The 23,018-nt window shown below is 61.2% G+C and carries 18 protein-coding genes, 7 tRNA genes and 1 pseudogene; 9 read left to right on the top strand and 17 right to left on the bottom strand.

Features of this window, described 5'->3' with window-relative positions; translation table 11 throughout:
- Positions 1-61 precede the first annotated feature (61 nt).
- On the top strand, positions 62-769 hold the full coding sequence (locus WE862_RS13725) for a substrate-binding periplasmic protein (protein ID WP_225628401.1): 708 nt from the start codon (positions 62-64) through the stop codon (positions 767-769).
- 77 nt (positions 770-846) lie between these two features.
- Here WE862_RS13725 and yjjG read toward each other — a convergent pair whose 3' ends face one another.
- The 9 genes from yjjG to WE862_RS13680 form a co-directional block, all read right to left on the bottom strand.
- Positions 847-1,527, bottom strand: a complete 681-nt coding sequence (yjjG, locus tag WE862_RS13720) for a pyrimidine 5'-nucleotidase (protein ID WP_042030651.1) — start codon at positions 1,525-1,527, stop codon at positions 847-849.
- A gap of 14 nt (positions 1,528-1,541) precedes the next feature.
- Positions 1,542-3,041, bottom strand: coding sequence for a M17 family metallopeptidase (locus tag WE862_RS13715; protein WP_042030655.1), 1,500 nt, complete (start codon positions 3,039-3,041; stop codon positions 1,542-1,544).
- A gap of 198 nt (positions 3,042-3,239) precedes the next feature.
- Positions 3,240-3,316 (bottom strand) — tRNA-Met (locus WE862_RS13710).
- Between the two features lie 86 nt (positions 3,317-3,402).
- Positions 3,403-3,479 (bottom strand) — tRNA-Met (locus WE862_RS13705).
- Positions 3,480-3,565: 86 nt separating this feature from the next.
- Positions 3,566-3,642, bottom strand: a tRNA-Met gene (locus tag WE862_RS13700).
- Between the two features lie 87 nt (positions 3,643-3,729).
- A tRNA-Met gene (locus WE862_RS13695) sits at positions 3,730-3,806 on the bottom strand.
- A gap of 86 nt (positions 3,807-3,892) precedes the next feature.
- Positions 3,893-3,969: transfer RNA gene (locus tag WE862_RS13690), tRNA-Met, on the bottom strand.
- 85 nt (positions 3,970-4,054) lie between these two features.
- Positions 4,055-4,131, bottom strand: a tRNA-Met gene (locus WE862_RS13685).
- A gap of 86 nt (positions 4,132-4,217) precedes the next feature.
- A tRNA-Met gene (locus WE862_RS13680) sits at positions 4,218-4,294 on the bottom strand.
- A gap of 196 nt (positions 4,295-4,490) precedes the next feature.
- On the opposite strand from WE862_RS13680, the gene glgX reads away from it, so the two are divergent.
- Positions 4,491-6,554 carry a glycogen debranching protein GlgX gene (glgX, locus tag WE862_RS13675; protein ID WP_042032106.1) on the top strand — a complete coding sequence of 688 codons (2,064 nt, stop codon included), beginning with the start codon at positions 4,491-4,493 and terminating at the stop codon, positions 6,552-6,554.
- Positions 6,555-6,632: 78 nt separating this feature from the next.
- Here the strand turns inward: glgX and WE862_RS13670 are convergent, their stop codons facing one another.
- From WE862_RS13670 to WE862_RS13655, 4 genes are all read right to left on the bottom strand, one after another.
- Positions 6,633-7,352 carry a hypothetical protein gene (locus tag WE862_RS13670; protein ID WP_042032105.1) on the bottom strand — a complete coding sequence of 240 codons (720 nt, stop codon included), beginning with the start codon at positions 7,350-7,352 and terminating at the stop codon, positions 6,633-6,635.
- Between the two features lie 108 nt (positions 7,353-7,460).
- Complete coding sequence (locus WE862_RS13665) at positions 7,461-9,098, bottom strand: ATP-dependent endonuclease (RefSeq protein WP_041210275.1); 1,638 nt, start codon at positions 9,096-9,098, stop codon at positions 7,461-7,463.
- A gap of 77 nt (positions 9,099-9,175) precedes the next feature.
- Positions 9,176-9,298, bottom strand: a complete 123-nt coding sequence (locus tag WE862_RS13660; protein WP_255933577.1) for a hypothetical protein — start codon at positions 9,296-9,298, stop codon at positions 9,176-9,178.
- Positions 9,299-9,370: 72 nt separating this feature from the next.
- Positions 9,371-10,249 (bottom strand): helix-turn-helix domain-containing protein, encoded by an 879-nt coding sequence (locus WE862_RS13655; RefSeq protein ID WP_156128762.1) that lies wholly within the window; start codon positions 10,247-10,249, stop codon positions 9,371-9,373.
- A gap of 174 nt (positions 10,250-10,423) precedes the next feature.
- Here WE862_RS13655 and WE862_RS13650 point away from each other — a divergent pair, with 174 nt between their 5' ends.
- Complete coding sequence (locus tag WE862_RS13650) at positions 10,424-11,341, top strand: DMT family transporter (RefSeq protein WP_042032103.1); 918 nt, start codon at positions 10,424-10,426, stop codon at positions 11,339-11,341.
- Between the two features lie 55 nt (positions 11,342-11,396).
- The gene (locus WE862_RS13645) at positions 11,397-12,263 is read left to right on the top strand and encodes a LysR family transcriptional regulator (RefSeq protein WP_042032102.1); all 867 of its coding nucleotides are present in this window, start codon (positions 11,397-11,399) and stop codon (positions 12,261-12,263) included.
- A gap of 76 nt (positions 12,264-12,339) precedes the next feature.
- Here WE862_RS13645 and WE862_RS13640 read toward each other — a convergent pair whose 3' ends face one another.
- From WE862_RS13640 to WE862_RS13625, 4 genes are all read right to left on the bottom strand, one after another.
- Positions 12,340-13,116 carry a TSUP family transporter gene (locus WE862_RS13640; protein WP_042032101.1) on the bottom strand — a complete coding sequence of 259 codons (777 nt, stop codon included), beginning with the start codon at positions 13,114-13,116 and terminating at the stop codon, positions 12,340-12,342.
- A gap of 190 nt (positions 13,117-13,306) precedes the next feature.
- Positions 13,307-14,074 carry a tRNA-uridine aminocarboxypropyltransferase gene (locus WE862_RS13635; RefSeq protein WP_042032100.1) on the bottom strand — a complete coding sequence of 256 codons (768 nt, stop codon included), beginning with the start codon at positions 14,072-14,074 and terminating at the stop codon, positions 13,307-13,309.
- Between the two features lie 146 nt (positions 14,075-14,220).
- Positions 14,221-15,432, bottom strand: coding sequence for an ROK family transcriptional regulator (locus WE862_RS13630; protein ID WP_042032099.1), 1,212 nt, complete (start codon positions 15,430-15,432; stop codon positions 14,221-14,223).
- A 130-nt stretch (positions 15,433-15,562) separates the two neighbouring features.
- Positions 15,563-17,230 (bottom strand): methyl-accepting chemotaxis protein, encoded by a 1,668-nt coding sequence (locus WE862_RS13625; RefSeq protein WP_033116114.1) that lies wholly within the window; start codon positions 17,228-17,230, stop codon positions 15,563-15,565.
- Between the two features lie 124 nt (positions 17,231-17,354).
- On the opposite strand from WE862_RS13625, the gene WE862_RS13620 reads away from it, so the two are divergent.
- From WE862_RS13620 to glpC, 5 genes and pseudogenes are all read left to right on the top strand, one after another.
- Positions 17,355-17,813: a YchJ family protein gene (locus tag WE862_RS13620; RefSeq protein ID WP_082035487.1), complete on the top strand. Its 459-nt coding sequence runs from the start codon at positions 17,355-17,357 to the stop codon at positions 17,811-17,813.
- A gap of 51 nt (positions 17,814-17,864) precedes the next feature.
- Positions 17,865-18,650: a PilZ domain-containing protein gene (locus WE862_RS13615; protein ID WP_042032097.1), complete on the top strand. Its 786-nt coding sequence runs from the start codon at positions 17,865-17,867 to the stop codon at positions 18,648-18,650.
- Positions 18,651-18,801: 151 nt separating this feature from the next.
- A pseudogene (gene glpA / locus WE862_RS13610) lies at positions 18,802-20,488 on the top strand (anaerobic glycerol-3-phosphate dehydrogenase subunit A).
- Complete coding sequence (glpB, locus tag WE862_RS13605) at positions 20,478-21,743, top strand: glycerol-3-phosphate dehydrogenase subunit GlpB (protein WP_042032095.1); 1,266 nt, start codon at positions 20,478-20,480, stop codon at positions 21,741-21,743. Before glpA ends, glpB begins: the two are co-directional and overlap by 11 nt.
- 51 nt (positions 21,744-21,794) lie before the next feature.
- Positions 21,795-22,997, top strand: a complete 1,203-nt coding sequence (gene glpC, locus WE862_RS13600) for an anaerobic glycerol-3-phosphate dehydrogenase subunit GlpC (protein WP_042032094.1) — start codon at positions 21,795-21,797, stop codon at positions 22,995-22,997.
- Positions 22,998-23,018 lie beyond the last annotated feature (21 nt).

The following is a 23,018-nucleotide window of genomic DNA, read 5'->3' as shown; positions in this document are numbered from 1 at the left end:
AGTCGTGTACAGACTCTTGTTGTTATGGTGTTTATGCTGTCAGGCCGCCGCACAGGAGTCTTTGATCGTTGGCTGGGGCGACTGGCAGCCGTTCAGCTATCGCAATGAACAGCATCAGCTGCAAGGGCTGGATATCGAACTGCTCAATGCCATCCTGCAGCGGGCTGACTATCAGGCTCGCTTCATCGAAATGCCCTGGACAAGGGTGCTGCACGAATTGGAATTTGGCACGGTACAACTGGCCATGTCCGCCAACATCACCACCGAGCGTCAGCAATATGCCCGCTTCAGCCATGCCTATCGGGAAGAGGAGACGGTCATCATCATCCGCAAGGAGGATGAAGAGCGCTGGCGCAACATCACCACTCTGGAACAGCTGATCAATACTCCCGATTTTCATATCGGTCTGCTCAAGGGGTTTGACTACGGCGAGGCGTTTCGCCGCCTTGTCGCCAATCCCAAGGTGAAACCTCGGCTACAGGAGCGATTCACCCTGGAGCAACTGCTCAAGATGCTTAACGGTGGGAGGATCCAGGGGTTTATCCTCGATCCGAACAGCCTGCAGGAGTGGGAGCATCAGGGCATCACCCTGAAGAAGCTCCATATCCTGCTGCATATCGAGCGCACTCCGGTTCACCTGATGCTCAGCAAGAAGAGCACATCGCAAGCCCAGCTGGATCGGCTCAATCAGGCGATCGACCAACTCAAGCAAAGCCCCGAATATCAGCAGATCCTGACCCGCTATACCTCTGGGCTGCTCGCAGAATAACAACGGGAGAGCCGATGGCTCTCCCGTTCTCTACACAGATTCCGTCAAATAACCTATCAGGAACCACTTCAACTGCACTACTGACCAAGCACAATTCCAGCCAGATGGGAGAAGTGATGGATCTCGTGAGTAGCATTACACTCACCACTCTGCTTGCCCGGGTTATACCAGCAGGTGGCCAACCCCTGCGCAGCCGCACCGGCAATATCGGTTTTGGGATTGTCGCCCACCATCAGCACTCTGGCCGGATCCGGAGCCCCCATCAGCGAGAGGGTATGCTGAAAAATGGCGGGATCTGGCTTGGTAACCCGGATTTCATCTGAAATCACCAGGGGGGCGAACCACTCGCTCCAGCCCAGCTTGCCAAGCCGGCCTCGCTGGGGAACGCTGAAACCGTTGGTGATGATGCCCATCTTCACCTTATCCTTCAGCAGCTGTAGCGTCTCCACTACCCCATCAAGGGGCATGCTCAAGGCAACGATCTGCGCCAGAAAGGTGTTGTTCATCACCATGGGGTCAACATTGACCTGCTCGGCAAAAAGGGAGAAGCGGGTCTCTTGCAGCGCTGTAGCATCGATTTCGCCATTGTTGTACTGCTGCCACAAACCGTGGTTAAGGGTGTGATAGGCCGCCATGCCAGCCTCATCCACCTGTACGCCATAGTGGCGAAGGGTTTGCTCCAGCGCCTGTGTCACCGGGAAATCGAGCAGGGTCTCATCCAGATCGAACAGCACCCAGTCATAGCTTGTCTTGTTCACAAAAATCCTTGTCATCAGTCAGGTTGTTCCATGCTGTGGCGCCCCGTTCTGCCTAGCGGACTGGCCAGCAGATCCAATGTCAGACGCACGCCAAAGCCTGTTACTTCACTTGAAACCACCCCGTTGCCTCCCTTGTTGCGAAAACCGCTAAGGTCAAAATGCAGCCAGGGAGTCTGCTCGGGGACGAAATGGGAGAGAAAACGGGCCGCATCGATATGATCCGGGGAGCTGCCCGGCGCGCACTGCAGCAGATCGGCCCATTCACTCTCGATGTTGTCGTCATAATCCTCATCGAGTGGAAACGGCCAAACCCGCTCGCCGCTACGCTGCCCCATATTGACCAGCGATACCAGCCATTCGCTGCGGTTGGTAAAGACGCCGCTGTAACGGCTGCCCAGCGCCCGTTTGCAAGCACCGGTCAGGGTGGCGTAGTCGATCAGCAGATCCGGGGTATCCTGCGCCGCCATCGCCAGCGTATCAGCCAGCACCATCCGCCCCTCCGCATCGGTATCAACCACTTCGATGGTGGTACCGTTGATAGCCGTGACGACCTCCCCGGGCCGATAGGCATGAGGGCCGATATGGTTCTCGGCAATAGCCAGCCAGCAGTGAACTTCATAGGGTAGCTGGGCTCTGCTGATGGCATAGAGGGTGCCGAGGGCCACCGCGCTGCCTCCCATGTCGAGATGCATGCCATACATGCTGCCGGAGATCTTGAGGTTGTAGCCGCCGGAGTCGTGGCAAATGCCCTTGCCTACCAGCGCAATGCGGCGCACCGGCTTGGGGGGGTAGTAGCTGAGCTTGACCATAGCGCCCTGATTGTCTTCCGAGCCGCGGGCCACGGCCAAGAAGGCACCAGCCCCCAGCTCGGCCAACTGGCCCTGATCATAATGGAGGCAGTGCCACCCCTCCTCCTGCGCCAACTGACTGAGAAACTCGCGATAGTTGGCTGCGGTCAGCTCGGAAGCGGGCAGCACCGCCAGATGACGGGCCAGCCCGTTGCCGCCCGCTTCGCTGTAGATCCGGGCCAGATCCAGCACCACCGCCGGGGACACAACTATCTGCTGATAGCTCCAGCTGCTTTCACTGCGGCTCTTGCTGGTGGGCAGCGGCATATTGGCTGCGAGCAGGGAGGAGAGCACCAGCTCGGCCAGCACTCCCCGCTCGGAGACAGAAAAGCCCTCTAGGTGAAGACCAACCCGCTCGGCTTTTAAGCCAGACAGCGGCGCAATCCAGCTTCGTACCTGCTTGTAGAGGCGGTGATCCCGCTCCACGCTGCCCGCCACACAGACGACCAGCAGCAGGCTGTTGCCCTGCATCAGGGTAAAGGGGGCTTTTTTGCCCAGCGCCAGCAGGGTGTTGACACCCGATAGCTGGGGATGAGCCAGGATCGCCTCCTTCTGCTCTTCGGCGATCAGCAATATCTGTACAGGAAGCGCCTGCTCGAGGGCCTGGACGAGAGTGGCATCCTGGCAATCGATAGCGGGAGGAAGATAGGTAAAGGGAGTGATCACAGGCATGTACCTCATCCGTGAAGAGATACCTGATCATACCTAACAAACAGGCGGGACGACCAGTTTTGCCCTGAAAAACCAGCACAAACAACATCTTCACCACACAAGAGTGATATTGCGCAATGTCTGTAGAATATTGCGAAAGAGAAAAATGGGTATGATGAAAAGCAGCTGAACAAGGAAAAACAGAGAGGAAGTTGGTTGCGGGGGCCGGATTTGAACCGACGACCTTCGGGTTATGAGCCCGACGAGCTACCGAGCTGCTCCACCCCGCGTCCGAATTGTCACCCCAGACCGAGCAGAAGTCTGTGGCGTTTGTCTGCCTTCGATGGTTCATACCATCGCAGGCTGACGAAAAAGTTGGTTGCGGGGGCCGGATTTGAACCGACGACCTTCGGGTTATGAGCCCGACGAGCTACCGAGCTGCTCCACCCCGCGTCCGAATTGTCACCCCAGACCGAGCAGAAGTCTGTGGCGCTTGTCAGCCTTCGATGGTTCACACCATCGCAGGCTGACGAAAAAGTTGGTTGCGGGGGCCGGATTTGAACCGACGACCTTCGGGTTATGAGCCCGACGAGCTACCGAGCTGCTCCACCCCGCGTCCGAATTGTTACCCCAGACCGAGCAGAAGTCTGTGGCGTTTGTCTGCCCTCGATTGTGTATCGCAATCGCAAGCTGACGAAAAAGTTGGTTGCGGGGGCCGGATTTGAACCGACGACCTTCGGGTTATGAGCCCGACGAGCTACCGAGCTGCTCCACCCCGCGTCCGAATTGTCACCCCAGACCGAGCAGAAGTCTGTGGCGTTTGTCTGCCTTCGATGGTTCACACCATCGCAGGCTGACGAAAGAGTTGGTTGCGGGGGCCGGATTTGAACCGACGACCTTCGGGTTATGAGCCCGACGAGCTACCGAGCTGCTCCACCCCGCGTCCGAATTGTCACCCCAGACCGAGCAGAAGTCTGTGGCGTTTGTCTGCCTTCGATTCTTTGCACAATCGCAGGCTGACGAAAAGTTGGTTGCGGGGGCCGGATTTGAACCGACGACCTTCGGGTTATGAGCCCGACGAGCTACCGAGCTGCTCCACCCCGCGTCCGAATTGCCACCCCAGACCGAGCAGAAGTCTGTGGCGTTTGTCTGCCTTCGATTCTTTGCACAATCGCAGGCTGACGAAAAAATTGGTTGCGGGGGCCGGATTTGAACCGACGACCTTCGGGTTATGAGCCCGACGAGCTACCGAGCTGCTCCACCCCGCGTCCGAGGTGGCCAATAATAGGCGCCAGCGCACAGATTGCAAGTAAATATATCAAAAAAAGTTTATTCGTAGATTTATACGACAAAGAGTGCGGTCTTTATCAGCATCATGCTGTTTTTTCAGGCAAACGGATCAGGGAAAGGCATCCGGCACTACACTCAATAAGCTGAACACTCCTCATTTTGGGTAGGTATGATATGCGCATCTCCGCCGGACATTGCCGTCAGTTGGGGGCTACACCCGACAGTCACGGCGTCAACTTCGCGATCTGGGCACGCCTGGCCAGCCGGGTAGAACTCCTGCTCTTCTCCAGTGCAGAAGACTGCACCCCGGAGGTGATCCCGCTCTCGCCCCGCTTCAACCGTACCGCCTATTACTGGCATATCCATATTGAAGGCCTGCCCATCGGGCAGCGTTACGCCTATCGCATTCAGGGCCCATGGCGCCCCTATTGCGGTACCCGCTTCGATGGGGAAAAGGTGCTGCTCGATCCCTATGGCCGCAGCATCGAGCTCGGCCCCAACTACGATCGCTGGGCTGCTGCACTCCCGGGCAGCAACATTGCCAGCTGTGCCAAGAACCGGGTGGTTGATACCCGCCACTATAACTGGGAGGGTGACAAGCTACCGGCCCACTCCCTCTCGCGCTCGGTGATCTACGAACTCCATTTGGGAGGCTTTACCAACTCACCAAGCTCCGGGGTTGCGCCTGAACTGCGCGGCACCTATCTGGGTCTCATCGAGAAGATCCCCTATCTGCAATCCCTCGGCGTCACCGCCGTCGAGTTGCTGCCGGTGTTCCAGTTTGATCCGCAGGATTCGCCCAAAGGGCTCTCCAACTACTGGGGTTACAGCCCCATGTCCTTTTTTGCCCCCCACGCCCAGTACGCCTGCGGCGACGATCCGCTGACCGAGTTTCGCGACATGGTCAAGGCACTGCACAAGGCCAACATCGAGGTGATCCTCGATGTGGTCTACAACCACACGGCGGAAGGGGGCAACGATGGCCCCACCTTCTCGTTTCGCGGCATCGACAATGAGGCATACTACATCCTCGACAACAACCAGCAGGACACCAACTACTCGGGCTGCGGCAACACCTTCAACGGCGCCCACCCGGTAGTGCTGCGGATGATCATGGACAGCCTGCACTTCTGGCGGCAGGAGATGCACGTCGATGGCTTCCGGTTTGATCTGGCCGCCATTCTGTCGCGGGATGAATCGGGCCAGCCGCAGGCCAACGCCCCCACCCTGCGTACCATAGATACAGATCCCAACATCGCCGACATCAAACTCATTGCCGAAGCCTGGGATGCGGGGGGACTCTATCAGGTGGGGTCACTCGCCGGCGCGCGCTGGCGTGAATGGAACGGTCAGTTCCGCGACGATGTACGCCGTTTTCTGAGGGGGGACGATAACAGCGTGACCGCCTTTGTCGAGCGGCTCTGCGGCAGCCCCGATATCTACCACTATCACCATGCCGACCCCGAGAAGAGCATCAACTTCGTCACCTGCCATGACGGCTTTACCCTGTGGGACTGGGCCAGCTACAACCACAAGCACAACGAAGCCAACGGCGAGCAGAACCGCGATGGCTGCGATCACAACTTCAGCTGGAACCACGGCCACGAAGGGGTAACGGAAGATCCCCAGATCAACGCCCTGCGCATGCGGCAGGCCAAGAACATGATGGTGGCTACCCTGCTCTCGGTGGGCTCCCCCATGCTGCTGATGGGCGATGAACTGCTGCGCACCCAGCATGGCAACAACAATGGCTACTGTCAGGACAACCCGACCTGCTGGATGGATTGGCAACCTAACGCCCGCAGTCAGGAGATGTTCCGCTTCATGAAGGAGCTGATCCAGTATCGCAAACATTTGTTCCAGCGCCCCGAGCAGGAGAGCATGCCGTTGTCGCTCACCGAGATCCTGCGCCACAGCGAGATCTGCTGGCACGGCGTCAACGCCATGCAGCCGGACTTCAGCCCCCACTCCCACGCCATCGCCATGTCGGCCCTCTCGAGCGAAACCCGGCTGGCACTCTACGTGCTGTTCAACGCCTACTGGGAGCCCCTCACCTTCAACCTGCCAAGCCCCCCCAAGGGCGTCGGCGGCTACTGGCGACGGATCCTCGATACCGCCCTCCCCTCGCCGCAGGATATCTGCACCTTCGGTATGCCGCTGGAGGGGCTGACCCGCGAATATCTGGCCCAGCCGCGCAGCAGTTGCCTCTTTATCTGCGGGGCTGACGACTTCTACTGATGCCGTCTCTTGCAAACAAAAGCCCCCGGACAAATCCGGGGGCTTTCTATTTCAGAGCTCACAGTAAACCCGTTTGCGTCACACCAGCTGATGAAGCACGCTGGTGGCGGCGATCTGGGCGATGAGCAGACCACACAACGAAGTTGAAACCACAACCGGCGCAGTGTCACGCTGCAGATAGAGCGGGCTGAACCAGAGCAGCAGGGAGGCCACCAGCAATGCAGCCTGGGTCACCACCGCCGGGATCAGGGCATCGAGATTGGCCTCACCCCCTTGCCAGCCCACCAGCACGCCCAACCAGATAAGGCTGGCCATCGCCCCCACCAGACCAGCCAGTGGCAGCAGGGTATTGAATGCCTGCAGGCGGTGACGTGCTCGCAGCAGCATCAGGTGGGCAAAGGCCGCACCCAGCATCGCCATCTGCAGCAGACCGCTCACCCAGCCCTGCAGTTGCAGCAGGCCCGCGCCATAAACTGCGAGCGGCAACGCCGGCAGCCAGAGCAGGGAAGATGGGATGGAACGTTTCCCCTCCAGCCTAGATTGGGCAAGCGAAAGGCCCACGCCCAGCACCAGCGCAGCACCGCCGCTCCAGATCAGCCAGCTGGCCGCCTTGGCCTCTACCGCCAGCATCAGCGAGAGGGCGGTAATGACCCAGATGGAGAAGAGTTGCTGGCTGATGCGCGAGCGCTGGCCCGGACAGAGATCACCGCGCCAGAGCACGATGCCAAGGGCAACAAGCGCTCCCAGCGCCATCAGGCCGGTCAGGGGAAAAAGCCAGAAAGGGAGTTGGACGAACATGGCGCCTCCAGCAAAGGGTGTCGAAATGCGCCGTGGTGGCGCCAGAGAGGGGCCGAGTATACCCAAACCCGGCGCCATCCCCAACGCCTGACATCACAAGTGGCGGCCTTAACGCTGACCGCGGGCCAGCGCCACCACCCGGGCAAACATCTGGCGGATCACCGGCGGTATATGCTCAGCGCCGAGCCGCTCCGCCTCTTCGACCACCGCCAGCGCCATGCCCGGCTTGCTGCGATGATGGATCGCCTTGTTGATGATATGGCTGGCACTCCACATGGCGCGGCCACCCACGCCGGCTTCACGCCGGAACACCCCCTCAAAGCCGTTGTTGTAGAGGTAGTGCTCGATATCGACCGCAGGCAGCTGGGTCAGCCGATCCCGCTCTCTGTCGCCTTTGAGCTGACCGCGGGCCGAAGCGGCATACTTGACTCCCGCCTCGTCGCCATCGGCCAGCAGATGCCACTCGATGCCAAAGTCGCGCGCCACCTTGATCAGCGGTGACTGGCCACACTGGGCAAACTCGATGATCCGCACCCCCTCGGCCCGCAGGCTGTAGCCACAGATCTGGGCCAGCTCCGAGAGCAGCCAGATTTCGGTCTCCCCCTCCACCAACAGCCAGCAACGGGCAAACAGCGACATGGGACGGTTGATCCGCACATGGAAGGCAATCTTGCGCAGATCGTCGCTGCTGTAGCGCTCGCCACCCAGCTGGTGGCAGAGGATATCCTGCTGGCGCCGCACCAGCCGGCGCACCTGATTGAGCGGCAGGGAGGAGAGCAAGTCCCCCGAGTTTGTGGTGAGCAGCTTCTGGCCCGGCAACTGCTCCAGCAGCCCCCACGCCAACGCCAGCATGGTCGGATGAAGCCGGCTTTCGGGATCTTCGAGGATCATGATGGGGCGAGCCCCCTCCTCCAGCTCGCGGTTGCCACGTGCCTGCAGCAGGGTCGCCGCCATCCCCGCCATCGCCAGCTGCAGGGCGCGGTTGTCCGCCTGACGCAGCAGGGTGTGCAGGTTGCCCGGATTGCGCAGTGTCATGGGGCGATTGATGATGTCGCGCTGGCTGCGCGGCTTGTTCTTGATGGGCGCCAGCGCGTTGAAGTAGTGATCCATCAGCTGGCGCACCGCCTGCAACGCCTCCTTGAGCTCGGGCTCGCCAATGCGCTGGGGCTCGTCAATGAGCTTGTCGGCCAACTCGTTCAGACGATGCTCTGAGAGATCGCCCCACTGCAACGTCTCCACCCCGTTGCGGGCGGTGCGGGCATCGCGCAGGCGAAAGACCGGGTTCATGGTGATGAGCATGCAGACCAGCTCGTGAGCATTGGCGATGGGCAGGCTCTTGCCCACCCCGTCGAGAAAGTCGTGCAGGGTCGCGACCGTGCCATCCTCCAGCAACTCGGCGCTGGCGCGGTAGTGAATGCGGTTGAACTTGTCCTTGTGCAGTACCCAGGCGGGGCAAAGCCGGGCCAGACGGCGGGAGTGCTGGCACATCTGGGGTCGGTGCTCACAGAAGGTGAGCACCAGTTGCAGATGGCGCGCCGGGGCAAGCTCGGGATCTTCCGGCCGGTGGAAATCCTCGGCGCCAAACTGATAGGGCTCGGCATTTTGCCCCAGCAGACACCAGAGGGCGCGCAGCAGGCTCGATTTCCCCCAGGTGTTTTCACCGATCAGCACTGTGGTATGGTCAAGCCCGAGCGACAACCGATTGATACCGCGAAATCCTTTAACTTCAATACGTTCCAGATACATCCAGCCATGTCCACGTCACTCTGATGGAGCAATAGTGGCAAAGTTGCCGGAAAAATCCTATCTGGCAGCGCCCTTTTTCAGCGGGAACTGTGAGGAATGGCAGGTTCGGGCGGGGTTGGCTCGGTCAGGCGCCCCTGCGGGGCATTCCAGTGGTTGAACCAGAGGTGGCGGGTACGGATCTGGCGCTTGCGATGATTCAATGGCGGCTCCTGTTTGTGGCACTGCGAAATGACGGGGTGAGCGAACTCACCGGAACGCATTGAGTCTCGCGGTTAACTGTGACAGGAGGATGACAAGCGGGCACGCCACTGCCCCGGCGTCAGACCAAACGCCTCGCGAAAGCGGTTGCCAAAGTGGGCCTGGGAGGAGAAACCGCACTGGCTGGCGATCGTCGCCAGCGGTTCAACACCTGCCAGCAGCTGTTTGGCCCGCTTGAGGCGCAGCTCCAGCAGGTAGCGATGTGGCGGGCAGCCGAGGCTCTGACTGAACATGCGGGCGAAGTGATACTCGCTCAAACCCGCCTGCTGCGCCAGCTGGGCCAGCGTTACCGGCTCGGCCAGATGAGCATGAAGGTACTCCTGCACCCGCCGGATCGCCACCGGAGCCAGCCCGCCACGCACCGTCGGCAGCGCCGGCGCCGCCTCGGTATGGTGGCGATAGGCGTGGAGGATCAGCATCCAGGCACCGTGAGAGAGCGCCAGGCGGTCGATGCCGTGCTGCCACTCAAGCTGCATCAGCTGACTCTGCACCAGCAATGCCGCCTTCGGATCGTCGATAAAGGTCTTGTCCAGCAGTTGCAGGTGGCGCCCCTCACGGTCGCACACCTCCTCGGCGATGCGGGTCAGGTGGGCCGGGGTGAAGTAGAGGTGGAAGAAGCGAAACTCCTCGCGCACCAGCCATTCGGATCGGTGGTGATCCGGCATGATGCACACCTTGCCGGTGCCGCCACAACCGCCCGGCCCGTCGAGCCGCTCGGTCTGCTCGCCCCCCTGCAGATAGACGCTCAGGGTGTGGTGGCCCGGCTTGTGGTAGCGGGTCTGATCGTAGCAGTTGCGCCAGCTGGCCACGCCAAGCCCGGGCTCCAGCCAGCAGGAGTCCTCCAGCCGGGCGCCGGTGCTGACCAGTGCGTCGAATACCCCTGCCGTTTTCATCTGACCCTGCCTCTCCCTGACGATCCCGGCAAGCCTATCCTGCCGTCCGCTCATCTTACCGGCTGATGCCCGGGATGACAGCGGCGCAGGAACAAAAACCGCAAGATGGTGCAAGCCAGCAACCCCTGCTCGCCCCATGCTGGAATACAAACCTACCAAGTTATGGAACAACCGATGAACCTTCTGCTCTATCTCGCCACCGTCCTTATCTGGGGCAGCACCTGGATCGCCATCGCCTGGCAGCTTGGCCCCATACCCATCGAGGTGTCGGTGCTCTACCGCTTCTTGCTGGCGGCGGTGGCACTGTTTGCCCTGCTCACCGCCAGCGGCCGCTTTCCGCGCCTGCCGTGGCATGGCCAGCGCTACGCGGCACTGCTCGGCGCCCTGCTTTTTTCCACCAACTTTCTCTGTTTCTACCACGCGACCCGCTATATCCCGAGCGGCATGTCGGCGGTGATCTTCGCCAGTGCCAGCATCTTCAACGGCCTCAACCTCTGGCTGTTCGAGGGCAAACGCCCGGGCCTGCGCTGGCTGCAAGGGTCGCTACTGGGGCTCTTTGGCACCCTGCTGCTGTTCTGGCCGGTGCTGGCGGATGCGCAACTGGGTGCAAACGGCTGGAAGGGACTGCTGTTCGCCTGTGGCGGCACCCTCTGCTTTTCGCTGGGCAATCTGGTCTCGGCCCGCGGCCAGCGCCACGGCTACCACGTGTTGCAGATGGTGCCCTGGGGCATGGTTTACGGCGTTGTGCTGTTGCTGGGCTGGGTTACATTGCTCGGTCAGCAGCTGGTGGTGCCGACCGACAGCCACTATCTGGCGGCCATGGTCTATCTCGCCCTGTTTGGCTCGGTCATCGCCTTTACCGCCTACCTGACCCTGGTGGGGCGCATCGGGGCCAGCAAGGCCTCCTACGCGACCGTGCTCTTTCCGCTGGTGGCACTCACCCTTTCGACCTTCTATGAGGGATTTGTCTGGCAGCCGGTGTCGGTGGTCGGGGTGGTGGTGAGCCTCATCGGCAATCTGGTGATCTTCGCACCGCCCTTGAAGAGCTGGCGCATTGGCCCGTTCAAGGCGGCAAACGACACTTGCTCCTGAAGCGACCAGCCCCTAAGGTAACGCAGATCCAATCTGTCGATGGCAAGGGGGCGAGATGTTACTGGAAGGGCTGGAGACGCTGAGCCTGCTGGCAAGTGAAGGAACCATGGCCAAGGTGGCCAGCCGCCTCTATATCAGCCAGTCGGCGGTGAGCAAGCGCATTGCCCAGCTGGAGCAGCGCCTTGGCAAGAAGCTGATCGAGCCGGAGGGGCGCCAGATCCGGCTCACCCCGCAGGCGCTGGAGCTGCTGGAGCGGGTAGCGCCGAGCCTGGCCGAGATGAAAGGAGTGCTGGCCGACAGCCAGGATCTGGCGGATCACAGCCCCCTCCCCATCGCCTGCTCCGAGACCCTGCTGGCCGGTTATCTCGCCCACTTCATGCGCGGCTATCTGGGCCGCGACCCGCATCTCGCCCTCTCCACCCACCACACCCCGGTCATTCTGGCGCGGGTGCGCAGCGGCGATGCCCTGCTCGGCATCTGCGCCGGTCGCCTCCCGCCCGGCCATGGCCTTGGCGCCGAGCAGCTGCTGGAGGAGCCCTTCTATCTGGTGGGAGAGGCGCAGCAGAGCCTGCCCCCTGCCGCTCAGGGCGGCGGGCGCAAGATCCTCACCATGGATCTGGAGAACCCTGCCAATCGCTATCTGCGCGAGCCCCTCGCCACCCTCGGCCTGGAGCCCGCCATGGAGCTCGACTCCTATCTGGCGCTGATCGAGCTGGCCAAGGCCGGTATCGGCCCGGTGCTGCTGCCTGCCGGTCTGCTGGAGCTGGTGGGGGAGCAGGGAGAAACGGCCCGCCTGCTGCCGGCACTCGCCCGCCCGCTCCATCTGGTCTACCGGCCAAACAGTCTCAAGCGCGAGCGCATTGCCAAACTGGTCAATGCCTTGCGCAAACACTTCAGCCATTACAGCGACACACCGCGCTAACGCTGTAAACCAGCAGATATGACAACGGGGCCCGAGGGCCCCGTTAACAATTGCGATGCGGCAAGCAAGGCGCACATCAGATCCAGGCAAACAGCTCGGGATACTGGCTCCACACCAGCTTGGCGGACATCAGCAGGGAGACGGTCACCAGCAGCGGCTTGATCAACTTCACCCCTTTTTTCAGCACCATCTTGGAGCCAAAGCGGGCGCCGATGAACTGCCCCAACGCCATGCAGAAGCCGACACTCCACACCACCTTGCCACCGAGAGCAAAGAACAGCAGGGAGGCGATATTCGAGGTGAAGTTGAGCAGCTTGGTGTGGGCGGTGGCCCGCGCCATGCCAAAGCCTGCCAGCGCCACGAAACCGATGGCAAAGAATGAACCGATCCCCGGCCCGAAGAAGCCGTCATAGAAGCCGACCCCGCCCCCCACCAGCAGCGCAAACAGCATGGGGGTCAGGCGGCGGGAGCTCTCGGCATCGCTCACCCGCGGCGAGAAGAAGAAGTAGCAGGCAAAGGCCATCAACAGGAAGGGGAGCAAGCGCTCCAGCACGGCGGCGTCGATGGTCTGCACCGCCAACGTGCCCACAGCGGCACCGATAAAGGTGCAGATCACCGCGGGCCAGATCATGGCCCACTCCAGCAATCCTCTGCGGGCGTAGAACCAGGTGGCGGAGAAGGAGCCGAAACTGCTCTGCAGCTTGTTGGTGCCAAGCACCAGCGCGGGGGGCATGCCGGTAGCCAGCAGGGCCGGCACCGTCAACAGGCCGCCGCCACCGGCAATGGCATCGATAAAGCCGGCGATGAGCGCCACGCCAAACAGGGCAAACAGGGTAACCAGTTCCAATTCCATCCATAGACCTCACGGGATTGGGTTGCCCGACACAGGGGCAACCGGGGGGAGAATAAACACGCCGGGCAGAGGGGCTGCACTGACTGCCGGTTATCCTAACGGGCCAAAGTCCATGAATCTAACGAAACAGTGGCAGCCAATTGATTCCTGATTTTCACTAATTTGGGCTCTCGCACCCCTGCCCCTCGGCTCAGGCGGCGCTTTGTGGCGCCGGTGACTCCGCTTCCGATCCCTTGATGGCGCTCAGGGCCGCCAGCAGCGGCGCCTCGTCATCCCCGGGGAAACGGCTGACCCGACCGGCCATGTAGCGACGGCTGAACAGATTGAACCAGTGCTGCAGCGCCTGCCCGGCCCTGAGCTCCCCCGCCACTTCCAGCACACAGGCGGCCACCTCGGCGGTGCAGAGGTGCTCCTCGCTGTTGGCGACCCGCATGCCGTAAGTGGAGAGCGCATCGGGCTTGATCGCCAGCACCGGAAAACCGTCGAGATAGGGGCTCTTGTTGAACATCTTGCGCGCCTCCGGCCAGGTGCCGTCAAGCAGGATAAAGAGCGGTTTTTTACCCGGCGCCAGCGTCACCTCGCCGGTCAGGCGGGCCGGCTCCTTTTCGCAGGCGGGAAAGACCACATAGGGTTGCCAAACGGGATCGGCCAGCAGGGCCAGCAACTCGGGATGGGGTTTGGTGCGCGACCAGAGAAAGGCCCAGGTGCTATCCGGCAACACATCGGCGATGAGACGGCCGGTGTTGGAGGGCTTCATCGGCTCGCTATCGTACATCAGCAGGCAAAAGCCCGCCTCCGCTTTGAGCTCGGGGCGCCACTCACAGGCACACCAGTCCTCACGCAGCTGACAGGCTGGACAACGGGCCAACGTGCCGCCACGGGCGAGAAACGGTCGAGTAGAGATACTCTTGCGCCAGGCCCGCAGGCGGTTGACGGCGTGATCAGGAACAGGCTTCATCTTGCGTCACAAACAGAGGGAGATCATCAACGGCGGCGCCAACGGCCCGCCACAAAGGGGCTGGATTGTACCCAGTTGCGCGGCGATGGAACAGCATTCACTGCCCCTTTCGCCAAACGCCTTGCCCACTGCCCTGCAAAAAGGGTTCAGGATTCCTGACAGGTGCGCAGCAGCTCCAGCAGCAGGCTGCCGTCGCGCAGCGCCTTGTGCACCTGCACCGAGGTAGGCTTGGTGGGATCTTCGTAGAAGTGGGTGGATTCGATCTGCAGCCGCACCAGATATTCGGCCGGCAACTGACTCGCCAGAGACTGATGCAACATGGGGAACAGTAGCCGATCGGCACGGGTGATCTCGCCCCCCAGCAGCAGCTTGCCCGGATTGAGCAAACAGATGAGATTGGAGAGCACCCGCGACAGGCGCCCCGCCGCCTGATGGAGAATGTCCTGACAGAGGCTGTTGCCCGCCAGCGCCAGCTCGCACAGCTCGCGAATGGTGACACTCTCGGGCAGATCGTGCTCCTGCATCCGCTCGCGCAGATCCCGGTATTGCGCCTCCAGCGCCTGATTGGTCACCAGAGTGCAGGCGCAGCCAAAGCCGCCGCAGTAGCAGCGCTGGCCATAGGGTTCGAGCTGCAAATGGCTGAGATCGCCAAGTAGCGCATTTTCGCTCTCGATAAGCTGGCCATTGACCACCATGCCGACCCCGATGTCGTTGTGAACGAACACCAGCACCGCATCGGCACAATTCTTGGCGGCTCCCCACTCGCGCTCGGCCTGGATCCAGGTGCGCACGTCGCCACTCACCAGCACCGGCACCGCAAAGGCCTCCTGCAAAGTCGGCCCCAGCGGCCAGTTGCGCAGATCGTAGAAGGGGAAGTGTTTGACCATGCCGGAGTGGCGCTCTACCTGACCTGGCAGACAAAGGGCAATGCAGGCAAGGTTGAGGGCCTTTTTCGGCAAGAAGCTGCGAATGGCGTGAACCAGGCTATCCAGCAGTTCGCCGCGCTCGGTCTCGGTAAAAATATGGCGATGGCGCGCCAGCGAACGACCGGTGAAGTCGAACAGCGCCATGTCTACATAACCACGCCCCAGACGCATGGAGAGAAACTGGAAGCGGCGCTCGTTGATGCGCAGCAAGGTCTGGCGACGGCCACGCCCCACCGAACTTTCACCACAGGTGACCACCAGCCCGCTGTCAAGCAGCTCGCGGGTGATCTTGGTAATGCTGGCGGGAGAGAGACCTGTCAAACGGGAGAGATCGGTGCGCGACAACTCCTTGTGCTCTTCCAGGCTGGCATAAACCAGGCCGTAGTTGAGCTGGCGGATCAAGTCGATACTACCTTTCACGATCTCATTCATAGGCTATGGGGCAAACGCAGACACAGAGGGCGGCAATTTTCACACATTATTGGTCAATCCCCAAATAAAGTGCGGCCTGAACCGGGGTTCAGACCGCATCTTGTGGCACTCGTCACCTGACAAGGCAGGATCAATAGCGGAACTGGGAGACCAGCTTGCGCAATTTGTCGCCGGTATTGGCCAGATCACGGGTGGTGCTGTTGGACTCGACCGCAGCGCTGGTCAGCTCGCTGACAATCTGCTGGATGGCCACCAGATTCTTGTTGATCTCCTCGGAGACCGCGTGCTGCTCCTCGGCGGCCGTGGCGATCTGGATGTTCATGTCGTTGATAGTGCTGACCGCCATCACCATGCTGTCGAGGGAGCTGGCGATATGGCTCGCCTCCTGCACCGTCTCCTGGCTGCGCTCCTCGCTCGCCTGCATTACATCCACCGCCTGCTTCACTCCGCCCTGCAGACGCTGGAGCATCTCGTTGATCTCCTTGGTGCTCTGCTGGGTACGACCGGCAAGGGATCGCACCTCGTCTGCCACCACCGCAAAGCCGCGGCCCTGCTCGCCAGCCCTTGCCGCTTCGATGGCCGCGTTCAGCGCCAGCAGGTTGGTCTGCTCGGCGATGCCGCGAATGACCTCCACCACAGAGCCGATCTTGCCGGTCTCCTGCGCCAGCTGCTCGATAACGCCGGAGGCGGTATGTACCTCGCCCACCAGCCGGTTGATGCTATTGATGGCGGTGCTGACTACGCCGCGTGCCGCGTCGGATTCGCGGGCCGCATCGCTGGTAGCACTGGCGGCATTGGAGGCGCTGGCCGCCACCTCCTGCGCGGTCGAGCTCATCTCGGTCACTGCGGTGACCACCTGATCGGTCTCCCGGCTATGGCCGTGCATCTGCTGGTCGTAGTGCTCGCTCAGGTGATGCAGCTTGTCGACGGCGCTGAAGAGGTGGTTGCTGGTCTCCCCAACCTGACTCACCACCGACTGGATCCGCTCAACGAAGCGGTTGAAGGCGCTGGCCAGCTGACCAATCTCATCCTTGCTCTGCACCTTGAGGCGCTGGGTCAGATCCCCCTCGCCGTTGGCGATATCGTTCAATGCCAGCACCGCATCTGCCAGCGGTTTGCTGACCCGGTTGCCAACGATAACGGTTGCCACCAGAGTGACACCCAAAATCACCAGGATCACCAGCACCCCGACCTGCAGCGAGCTGTTCATCTTGCTCTCCCGCTCGGCACGCAGGGTGGCCAGTTCGTTGTCGATATCATCGATATAAAAACCGGTCCCTATGATCCACTGGTATTTGTCCAGCACCAGGGTAAAGGCCAGCTTGGGCGCATCACGGCCGATGGAGGGCTTGGCGGTCCAGTATTCGGTAAAGCCATCCCCCTGACGGGCCGACTTGAGGATCTCCTGAATAAGGAACTTGCCCTTGGCATCCTTGTCATTCCAGCGGTTTTTCCCCTCCAGTTCAGTGCGAACCGGTAGCAATATGGTGTTGCCCTCAAAGTCATAGACAAAGAAATAACCGTCGCTGCTGTAGCGCAGCGGTCTGAGCAACTCTTTGACCTTTTGCCGATTCTCCGGTGAATCAGGCAAGGAGTAGACAGCGTTGATGGCAGTCTGAGCCATCATGATGTAACTGCTGAGCAGCGCCTTGCGATCCTTGATCGCCTTCTCCCGCGCCACCACCAGATCAGACTCCAGATCGCTTCTGGAGAGCATGTAGTTGCTGAGATTGACCGCCAGTGCCATCAGCAGCACGGGGAGCGCTCCGAGTAACAGGATTTTCTGCTTTAACGTCATTTTTCACATCCTTGCAGCTGTTTTTATTGGAATTCCTTGCCCAATCATCAGTATAGGTGCTGGCAGTTCGCGGCTCGCTTTCGTTACAATTCCCTTAAAATAAATCGGCCAATTAGCGAAAAACATGACTCTTTGCCCTTGCGGTTCCAACCTTTATCTCGAACTGTGCTGCGGATCACTCCACGGTGGAGCCCCCGCTCTCACCCCAGAACAGCTGATGCGCTCGCGCTACAGCGCCTTCGTGCTGGGTCTGGGGGATTATCTGGTGCATAGCTGGCACCCCGACTATCTGGGAGAGCTGACCGCAGAACTGCTCTCACAGACCGATACCCAATGGGATGGCCTCGAGATCATCGCCAGCCAGGGCGGCCCCGACGACATACTCGGCATGGTGGAGTTCAAAGCCTGGTTCGTGGAAGGCGAAACTCGTCACTGCCTGCATGAACGTTCCCGCTTCGTACGTCATGAGGGGCGCTGGGTCTACACCGACGGCGAGATAGATCCCGTCCCGCTCCGCATTGGGCGCAATGATCCCTGCCCCTGTGGCAGCGGCAAGAAGTTCAAGAAGTGTTGCGGCAATTGAGGCTGACTACTTAAATGAATCTGTAACGCGGGAGCATCGGGACCATGATCCATGACACAACAGACTCAGCAGTCACCCTTCAAGTCGATCAAGGATCGCATCAAGGCCAATAAGGAGAAGGGCATCTCCATCCAGGGGCCCGATGTCATGGATTATCTCTATCCTGCCAGCAAGGTGGGGATCGAGGTGATCACTCCGACCGGTCAGCTGCGCTCCCTGCCTGCCGTGCTGATCGGCGCCGACAAGGCGCGTATCATCTATTTCAGCCTGCCCGCCACCACCCCGGCGGATGCCGCCCTCTACTGCCAGCCGGGTTACCGCCTCACGGCGGCCATCATCTGCGAGCGGGGGGTGGGAGCCATGCTCTGCTTCGAGGGCTTTATCGAGCAGTTCAACAAGCAGCCCCAACTCTTCACCATGCGCCAGCCAGAGAGCATGACCCTGTTCAAGATCCGCAAGGAGATCCGCTACCCAATCAGTTGCACAGGAGTCGCTCTTTTTGCCCAGCACCCGCTCAACATCCATCTGGTGGACTTTTCACTGGCAGGTTGTGCCTTCAGCACCCACCATCAGGCGCCGACCATTCCCCTCAACCACTCGCTTGAGCTGCGTCTCGATGCCTCTAGCGCCAACGGGATGCCCTACCAGCTGACCGGCACAGTGCGCAACCAGCGCCAGATCAACAACTACCCAGTCTACGGCATGCAGTTCGACGCAGCAGGCTTGCAGCAAAGCGAAACCTTTTTGAAGCACCTCGAATTCAATGGCCATCAGATGGTCGTTCGCACTCAAGCTGGCACCGTTGCGAACATCGCCATGGGCCACTCTGCCCCCTGAAAGGGGCTATTGTCAGGCCGATCCCGATCACACTTCTGAGCATTAACGGTCGAAAATGTTCGATCACGCTCATTTATTTGGTCTGAATCAAACATTTTACTCACGGTTAACGTCAAACTTCTCATCAATGTGAGTAGCGAGACCGGCACCAATGCAAAGAATAACTACACAAGTCGTCATCATAGGCGGCGGGGCCACCGGGGCAGGCATCATGCGCGATTGCGCACTGCGCGGCATTGACTGCATTCTGCTCGAACGGGACGATATCGCCGCCGGCACCACGGGGCGCAACCATGGCCTGCTCCACTCGGGAGCACGCTACGCGGTGACGGATCAGGAGTCCGCCCGCGAGTGCATTCAGGAAAACCGCATCCTCAAGCGGATTGCCAGCCACTGTGTCGAGGACACTGGCGGCCTCTTCCTCACCCTGCCGGAAGATGACATCAATTTCCAAACCACCTTCATGGATGCCTGCGCCCGCGCCGGGATCGAAACCCGTCAGCTCGATCCCCGCGAAGCCTTGCGTATGGAGCCCAACGCCAACCCGGCGATGATCGGCGCCATCCACGTGCCGGATGGTACGGTCGACCCGTTCCGCCTCGCCGCCGCCAATGTGCTGGACGCCAAAGAGCACGGCGCGCGCATCTTTACCCACTGCAAGGTGCTGGGACTCCTGCGCACTCAGGATCGGGTACACGGGGTCAAAGCGCTCAACACCCGCACCGGCGAAGCGTTCGAGGTGGAGTGTCAGGAGGTGATCAACGCCGCCGGCATCTGGGGTCAGCAAATTTGCGAATACGCCGATCTCGGCATCCGCATGTTCCCGGCCAAGGGATCCCTGCTCATCATGGATTACCGCATCAACCAGCTGGTGCTCAACCGCGCCCGCAAACCGGCGGATGCGGACATTCTGGTGCCGGGCGATACCATCTCCCTTATCGGCACCACCTCCAGTCGCATCGATTACAACAAGATTGACCAGCTCACCGTCGAACCCGAGGAGGTGGAGGTGCTGCTGCGCGAGGGGATCAAGCTTGCCCCCATCATGGCGCGCACCCGTCTGCTGCGCGCCTACGCCGGCGTTCGCCCGCTGGTAGCGGTGGATGGCGACGAGAGCGGCCGCAATATCAGCCGCGGCATCGTGCTGCTCGATCACGCCGAGCGCGACGGTCTCAAGGGTTTCAACACCATCACCGGCGGCAAGCTGATGACCTACCGCCTGATGGCCGAGTGGGCCACCGATCTGCTGGCCAAAAAACTCGGCAACAGCAAGCCCTGCCGCACAGCCGAGCTCAATCTGCCCGGCTCGCGGGATCCGGAGAAGGTCTCCGCCCCGGGGCTCTCGGTGCCTGCCGAAGGGTCGGCCCAGTACCGCCACGGCGAGCGGGTTATCGCCTTCTTCCGTGACAATCCGAAAGCCAACGCCCTCATCTGCGAGTGCGAGATGGTCACCGCCGGTGAAATCGAATACGCCCTGCGCGAGCTCGATGTGGACAACCTCATCGACCTGCGCCGCCGCACCCGTCTGGGGATGGGGCCCTGTCAGGGCGAGCTCTGCGCCTACCGCGCCGCCGGCCTGATGCAGGAGTATGGCAAGGCAGACGGCCGTCAGGCCTGCGTCATGCTGCGTCAGTTCCTGGAAGAGCGCTACAAGGGCACCCGCCCGGTGCTGTGGGGCGATGCCCTGCGCGAGGCCGAGTTTACCTACTGGATCTACGAGGGGCTGTTTGGCCTGGGCGAGTGGACGCACGCCGCAGCTGGTTGCCGATGCGCCACGCGCCCCCGGGCAGCACAATGCCACTCACGCCACTGAGAAGGAGAGCCGTCATGAAGTTTGACAATATCGTTATCGGCGGCGGCATGGCGGGCCTCTCGGCCGCCCTGCGTCTGGTGGAAGCGGGCCAGAAGACCCTGCTGATGGCCTCCGGCCAGAGTGCCCTGCACTTCTCCTCCGGCTCGGTCGATCTGCTGGAGAGCGAGGGGGATCCTCGCGCTGCCCTGCCCGCCTTTATGGCGGCCCATCCGGATCACCCCTACAGCAAAGTAGGAATGCAGAATATCGAGGCGAGTCTGGCCGATCTGCAGCGCCACTGCGCCGAGCAGGGGCTGCCGCTGGTGCGCCACGAGACCAATCACCAGCGCCTGACCCCCATCGGTACCCTCAAACGTACCTGGCTCTCCCCCGATACTTGCGCCTGCGTCACCGATGCACCGATCCCGGACGTGCTACTGCTGGCCACCCTCGAGGGCTTTCGCGACTTTCATCCGGCACTGGCGGCGGCCAATCTGGCGACCCATCCGCGTTTTGCCCACTGCCGCATTCTGACTGGCGAAATCCGCCTGCCCCAGCTGGCCGAATTCAGCCGCAATCCCCATGAGTTTCGCTCTGCCGACATCGCGCGCCTGTGTGACAAGCACCATCTGGTGGCCGATCTGACCAGCGAGATCAGTCGAATGGTGCAGGAGAGCGGCGTGCCCGACTGCCGCCATATCGTGCTACCCGCCTGCCTGTCGCTGGGGCTGGTTGGCCCGCGTCTGGCGGAGCTGGAGCAACGTACCGGCTGCACCATCAAGGAGGTGGCGACCATGCCGCCATCGCTGATCGGGATGCGGATGCAGGAGGCGCTCAAGCGCCGCTTCATGGCCCTTGGCGGCACCTTCCTCACCAGCGAGCGGGTGCTGGGCGCCCGTTACGAGGGCGATCGGGTGGTCGGCGTACACACCCAGAATGGCGATGACCAGCTGTTTGAAGCCGACAACTTCGTGCTCGCCTCCGGCAGCTTCTTCAGCCGCGGGCTGGAGTCCCGTCTGCGCGGCATTCGCGAACCCATCTTCGATGCCGATGTGCTGAGTCTGGAGGAGCGCGACGCCTGGGCCGGTCGCCGCCTGTTCGACCACCACCCCTTTATGGGCTTCGGGGTCAAGACCGACGACAAGCTCAGAGTGCTGCGCGGTGGCAAGCCGCTCGCCAACCTCTACGGCGCAGGCAGCGTGCTGGCGCACTATGACCCCATCAAGGAGGGATCTGGTTCTGGTGTCGCGGTTGCTACCGGCTGGCAGGCCGCCGGCCATATTCTGGGCGCCGCCCAATGATTTATTTGTCCCATATCCCGTGCCTTCACACCCTACGGGAGGAGAACTGACATGCTACTGGATCATGCCAATCAAACTTTCGATCAGTGCATCAAATGCACCGTCTGTACCGCCTACTGTCCGGTGGCCAAAGCCAATCCCGCCTACCCCGGCCCCAAACAGGCGGGCCCGGATGGGGAGCGGCTGCGGATCAAGAGCCCGGAGCTGTTTGACAGCGCCCTCAAGCACTGCACCAACTGCAAACGCTGCGAAGTGGCCTGCCCGAGCGGAGTACGCATCGGCGACATCATCGCCAAGGCCAAAGACAAGTACAGCGGCTTCAAACCGGGGATCCGCGAGTTCGTGCTCTCCCACACCGATCTGATGGGCAGCATGTCTACCCTGATGGCGCCGGTGGTCAACTTCACCACCGGCCTCAAGCCGATGAAGCTGGTGCTGGACAAGGCGCTGGGAGTTTCCTCCCACCGCGACCTGCCCAAATACTCCCAGGGCACCTTCCGCGGCTGGTACAAGAAGCAAAAAGAAGCTCAGGCCAGTTATGAGCGCCAAATCGCCTACTTCCACGGCTGCTACGTCAACTACAACCACCCGCAGCTTGGCAAGGAGCTGGTGCAGGTGCTCAACGCCATGAATATCGGCGTGCAGCTGCTGGAGCGGGAGAAGTGCTGCGGCGTGCCACTGATTGCCAACGGCTTCATGGACAAGGCCAAGCAGCAGGCGGCCTTCAACATCAAGCAGATGGAGAACTCCCTGCTGGGCAACGAGATGCCGCTGCTGGCCACCTCCTCCACCTGCGGCTTTACCCTGCGCGATGAATATCCCCACCTGCTGGAGCAGGACAACCACAAGGTGCGGGATCGCATCTCGCTGGTGACCCGCTTCCTGTGGAACGAGTTCTACAAGGGCAACAAACCGGCGATGAAACCGCTCAATCTGCACATCGCCTACCACACCCCCTGCCACATGGAGAAGATGGGGGGCGTCATCTATACCCTCGAACTGCTGCGCGCCATTCCCGGGGTCAAGGTGACCGTGCTGGAGTCCCAGTGCTGCGGTATCGCCGGCACCTACGGCTTCAAGTCGGAGAACTACCAGACCAGCCAGACCATCGGCGAGGGGCTATTCGATCAGATCAACCGCCTGGCCCCCGACCTGGTGATCACCGATTGCGAAACCTGCAAATGGCAGATCGAGATGAGCACGGCGTTTCGCTGCGAACATCCCATCCACCTGCTGGCTCAGGCACTGGCCTGATCGGCTGATAACAAAAAACAA

Origin of the sequence: Aeromonas jandaei, assembly GCF_037890695.1 — a bacterium.
GTDB classification, from domain to species: domain Bacteria; phylum Pseudomonadota; class Gammaproteobacteria; order Enterobacterales; family Aeromonadaceae; genus Aeromonas; species Aeromonas jandaei.
The sequence above is the reverse complement of the archived record's forward strand: the minus strand, read 5'-3'. Positions and strand labels throughout refer to the sequence as shown.